Annotated in this window: 5 protein-coding genes; 4 read left to right on the top strand and 1 reads right to left on the bottom strand. The window is 71.4% G+C overall.

All coding sequences use genetic code 11. The annotated features are described in order from the left end of the window. Positions 1-36: 36 nt before the first annotated feature. On the bottom strand, positions 37-780 hold the full coding sequence (locus ACFWFI_RS41095) for an SDR family oxidoreductase (protein ID WP_387400818.1): 744 nt from the start codon (positions 778-780) through the stop codon (positions 37-39). A gap of 261 nt (positions 781-1,041) precedes the next feature. Between ACFWFI_RS41095 and ACFWFI_RS41100 the strand changes: the two genes are divergently transcribed. The 4 genes from ACFWFI_RS41100 to ACFWFI_RS41115 form a co-directional block, all read left to right on the top strand. Then, complete coding sequence (locus tag ACFWFI_RS41100) at positions 1,042-2,274, top strand: cytochrome P450 (protein ID WP_387400820.1); 1,233 nt, start codon at positions 1,042-1,044, stop codon at positions 2,272-2,274. Next, on the top strand, positions 2,271-2,483 hold the full coding sequence (locus tag ACFWFI_RS41105) for a ferredoxin (RefSeq protein ID WP_387400822.1): 213 nt from the start codon (positions 2,271-2,273) through the stop codon (positions 2,481-2,483). The genes ACFWFI_RS41100 and ACFWFI_RS41105 overlap by 4 nt, the downstream gene beginning before the upstream one ends. A 32-nt stretch (positions 2,484-2,515) precedes the next feature. Next, a complete protein-coding gene (locus ACFWFI_RS41110) occupies positions 2,516-3,823 on the top strand; it encodes a Cpe/LpqF family protein (protein WP_387400824.1) in 1,308 nt (435 codons plus the stop codon). After that, positions 3,820-4,747: EamA family transporter (locus tag ACFWFI_RS41115; protein WP_387400826.1), on the top strand; the 928-nt coding region annotated here is incomplete at its 3' end. The genes ACFWFI_RS41110 and ACFWFI_RS41115, both read left to right, overlap by 4 nt.

Here is a 4,747-nt window from a genome sequence, read left to right on the forward strand (position 1 = left end):
ACCGCGCAGTGCGGTGCCCGCCGGGAAGGCCGCGGTTCAGGCCTGGTCGGTGGGGCGGATGAAGATTTCGTTGACCGTGGCGTGCGGGGGCGCGGTGACGGCGTACAGGACCGCGTCGGCGATGTCCTCGCTCTGCAACTGCCTTATTTTGGCTACCCGTTCGGTGATGGCCGCCTTGGAGGGGGCGTGCGTGATGTGGTCGCGCAGTTCGGTCTCCACGGTGCCCGGCTCGATGACCACCACGCGCACTCCGCGCTCTGTGACCTCCTGGCGCAGCCCCTCGCTGAATCCGTTGACGGCGAACTTGCTGGCGTTGTAAACGGCGCTGCCACGTCCGACGACGCGGGCGGCGATGGACGATATCTGGACGACCGTGCCCTGGTTCCTGATCAGTTCCGGCAGGGCCGCGTGGGTCGTGTACATCAGGCCCATGACGTTGGTGTCCATCATCCGGGTCCAGTCGGTGGTGTCGGCGTTCTCCACCGGCCCCAGCAGCATCAGGCCGGCGTTGTTCACCAGGATGTCGATCCGGCCGAGCGTGTCGACGGTGGACCGTACGGCCGCAGCAACGGCCTGCTCGTCGGTGACGTCCAGGCCGAGCACCTGGACCGTGGCGCCCTCGGCCTCCAGTTCGCCGCGCAGCGCTTCGAGGCGGTCGACACGGCGGGCGGCGAGGGCGACGGAGGCCCCTGCCGCGGCAAGGGCGCGGGCGGTGGCCCGGCCGATTCCTGAGCTGGCACCGGTGACGAGTGCGACTTTTCCCTGTAGCGATGAACTCATGTGTTCCTCGTTCTCGGGGTGGTGAACCGGGCGGTGGGCCGGACCGGGAATCCGGCCCGAGAGGCGTCCTACGGGTGCGGGGCGCCGACCGTACCAGCCTGGTGGGCGCCCGGTGAACGGCCTCCGGCGGATGCTGTTATGTGCGTTCGTGGCTGGTTATGCGGGTCCGGCCGCCCCGTAGGGCAGGTCGCTGGGCGGGCGGTGAGGATGGGGCCCGCTACTTCACTTCGGCATGCCCGTGCAGCGATAGGTGGGACCCCCATGACGCAGGACGCAGCACCCCCGAAGGGGACGGCCGCGCCGTCCTACCCGATGGAGCGCGTCTCCCCGATCGATCCGCCTCCGCCGCTCGCCCTCCTGCGGTCCGGACCGGCGGCGAGCCGCATCACGATGTGGGACGGCAGCCAGGTGTGGCTGGTTACGGCGCATCCGCACGTCCGCACGGTGCTCGCGGACCGCAGGTTCACCGCGGTGACCAGCGCCCCCGGCTTCCCGATGATGACGACCACGTCCGTCCTGGTGCGGGACAAGCCCCATACCGCCTCCTTCATCCGCATGGACGACCCCGACCACTCCCGGCTGCGGTCCATGCTCACCCGTGACTTCCTGCACGGCAGGGCCGAGGCGATGCGGCCGGTGCTGCGGGAGCACCTGGACGAGATGCTGGGCGAACTGGTCAAGGGCGAACGCCCGGTGGACCTGGTGCGCGGGCTGACGATCCCGGTCCCGTCCCGGGTGATCGCCCTGCTGTTCGGTGTCTCCGACGAGCAGCGCGAACTTATCGAGAACCGGGCCGGGATCCTCATAGACCGTGGTTACCGGCCCGAGCAGGTCGCCGCCGCGCGCGACGAGCTGGACGGCCTGCTGCGCGACGTGGTCGAGGAGCGCATGCGGATGCCCGAGCCGGGCGACGACCTGCTGAGCCGGCTGGTCGTCGACCAGGTGCGCAAGGGCAGTCTGTCCGTCGAGGAGATGGTCCCGATGTGCCGGCTGCTGCTGGTGGCCGGGCATGGGACGACCACCAGTCAGGCCGGTCTCAGCCTGTTGAGCCTGGTCACCGACCAGGGCCTGGTCGACGCGCTGGACAAGAACCCGGAGCTGCTGCCCAGGGCGGTCGAAGAACTGCTGCGGTACCACTCCATCGTGCAGAACGGGCTTGCCCGTGCGGCGCTGAAGGATGTGGAGCTGGGCGATGTGACGATCCGGGCCGGCGAGGGCGTGGTCGTGTCGCTGTCGGCGGGCAACCGCGACGAGTCGGTCTTCCCCTCCCCCGACACCCTGGACCCGCACCGGGACGCCCGCCGCCATCTGGCCTTCGGCCACGGCATCCACCAGTGCCTGGGGCAGTGGCTGGCCAAGGTCGAGCTGGAGGAGATGCTGGCCGCCGTGCTGCGGTGGATGCCGGGCGCCCGGCTCGCCGTCCCGTTCGAGGAGCTGGACTTCCGGCACGAGGTTTCCAGTTACGGGCTCGGCGCGCTGCCGGTGACCTGGTGAGCGCCGGCCGGCTGACCGTGGTCGTGGACACGGACGCCTGCTGTGCGATGGGCCGGTGTGCGGCGACGGAGCCGCAGGTCTTCGACCAGGACCCGAACAGCGGGACCGTGGTCCTGCTGCTGGCCGAACCGCCGCCCGAACTGCACGGGACGGTACGGCTGTGCGTCGATCTCTGCCCGTGTACGGCCATCACTGTCACCGAGGACTGACACCACCGGTCGGCAACGGCCGTCGAGGAGCGATGATGATCGAACTGCCCGGTTCCGACACCTCCGTCCGCCCGGACGCGCAGGCCGCACTCGACGGGGACGGCACTCCTCTCGGGCGGCGCACCCGCTGGGCGGTGGCACTGCTCACCGGCCTCGACGCGCCCCAGGACAAGGATCTGTCCGGGAACTTCGTCCCCGTCTTCCTCGCCAGGCATGCACGGGGCTTCGCGGCGACGCTGGATCAGTGGCGCGGCCGGGGCCCGTTCACCGTCACGGACTACCAGCCGGTGGCCCACAAGTCGTGGGTGACCCTGGAAGGACCGGCGGGGGTCCGCTCCACGCTGTCGCTGACGCTCGACTCCACCGGGCTGATCCGGGTACTGCATCTGGGCCCGGAGGTGGTGACGCCGCCGGTCCGCACGTGGGACGACCTGGCGCGGGCGCTGGAGCAGCCGGGGGTGACCTGGTCGGCGCTCGTGACCCGGGTGGGCGGCGGGGTGGCCGAGACGCTGTACGCCAAGGACGCCGACCGGCCGATGCCCAACGGCTCCTCGTACAAGCTGTATCTGATGCGGGCGCTGGCGGCGGCTGTGGCCGCGGGCACCGTGCGGTGGGACGACTGCGTGACAGTCGCACCGGCCCTGCGCAGTCTGCCTACCGGGGACATGCAGGAACTGCCGGACGGCACCCGGGTCCCGGTGCGCGAGACGGCGTACAAGATGATCGCGATGAGCGACAACACCGCCGCCGACCTGATCCAGGACCTGCTGGGCCGGGGTGCGGTGGAGCGGGCCGTGATGGCGAGCGGGCACAGCGATCCGTCGTTGCTGCGGCCGTTCCTGACGAGCCATGAGGTCTTCGAGATCGGCTGGGGCGCCCCGGAGCTGCGGGCCGGCTGGGTGGCCGCGGACGAAGCAGGCCGCAGACAGCTGCTGGAGCGGATCACCGGCCCGATGACCGTACGCGGCTCCGATCTCGGCCCGACCGTGCACCGGTTGGGCCTGGACTGGCACATGAGCGCCTGGGACGTGGCACGAGTGCTGGGCGCGCTGGTCGAGGACGGGGCACAGGACACGAGCGGGGTGGTCGACACCATCCTGACGGCGTACCCAGGGGTCCCGATCGACTCCGCCCGCTGGCCCCGCGCAGTGTTCAAGGGCGGGTCGTGCCCCGGTGTGATGATGTTCTGCTGGCTGCTGGAGGGCCTTGACGGCGTCCGGTACACGCTGGTGCTCCAGCAGTGCGCCGACGATCAGAAGCTCATCGGCGACGGGCAGTTCCTGCGGGGCATCGGCGGCCGCCTCATCGAGTCCGGTCTGCTCTCCGGTACCTCCCGGTGACCGCCCGGGACCGGTCGCTGGCCGTGCTGGTGGCCGTGCTCTGGGGGCTGAACTTCCTCGCCGTACGGGTCGGCCTCGACCACTTCCCGCCGTTCTTCCTGGCAGCGCTGCGCTATCTGGTGCTCGCGGTGCCGGTGGTCCTCTTCGTGCCGCGCCCGGGGGTGCCGCTGCGCTGGCTGCTCGGGTACGGACTGGGTTTCGGCGTCGCGCAGTTCGGACTGCTGTTCCTCGCCATCGAGCAGGGCATGCCCTCGGGTCTGGCGTCCGTGGTGGTGCAGGCGTCGGCGCCGTTCACCGTGCTGCTGGGGGCGCTGCTGCTGCGTGAGCGGGTCACCGGGCGGCAGCTGGCCGGGATCGGGGTGGCGGTGCTGGGGATGGCCGTGATCGCGGTCGACCGGGCGAGGACGGCACCGCTGCTGCCGCTGGTACTGACCGTGCTGGCGGCGCTCGGATGGGCGGTCGGCAATCTGGCTAGCCGGCAGGCGAAGCCGCAGCATCCGCTGCGTTTCGCGCTGTGGATGGCGGTGATCCCTCCGCTGCCGCTGCTGGCGCTCTCGGCTGTGGAGGAGGGGCCGGCCACGGGCTGGCGGGCGCTGGGGTCGGCGTTCGGCCCCGACGGCTGGCCGGGTCTGGTCGCGCTCGTCTACATCGCGGTGCTGGGCAGCGTCGTGGGATCCGGGATCTGGACGGCGCTGCTCAAACGCTATCCGGCCGGTGTGGTGGCGCCGTTCTCGATGCTGGTCCCGGTGGTCGGCATGGCGGGCGCCTGGCTAGCGCTGCACGAGCGCCCAACCGGATGGGCGGTGGCGGGCGGTGGCGCCGTGGTCGCCGGGGTGCTGCTCGGCACGGGCTGGCTGCCGCGCTCCCTGCGTGAGCGGACGGGCGCGGCGGCTGCCCCCCGCGCCCCCGAGGGGGGTGGGGGGC

This window comes from Streptomyces sp. NPDC060209 (assembly GCF_042728155.1).
Taxonomy (GTDB): Bacteria; Actinomycetota; Actinomycetes; order Streptomycetales; family Streptomycetaceae; genus Streptomyces.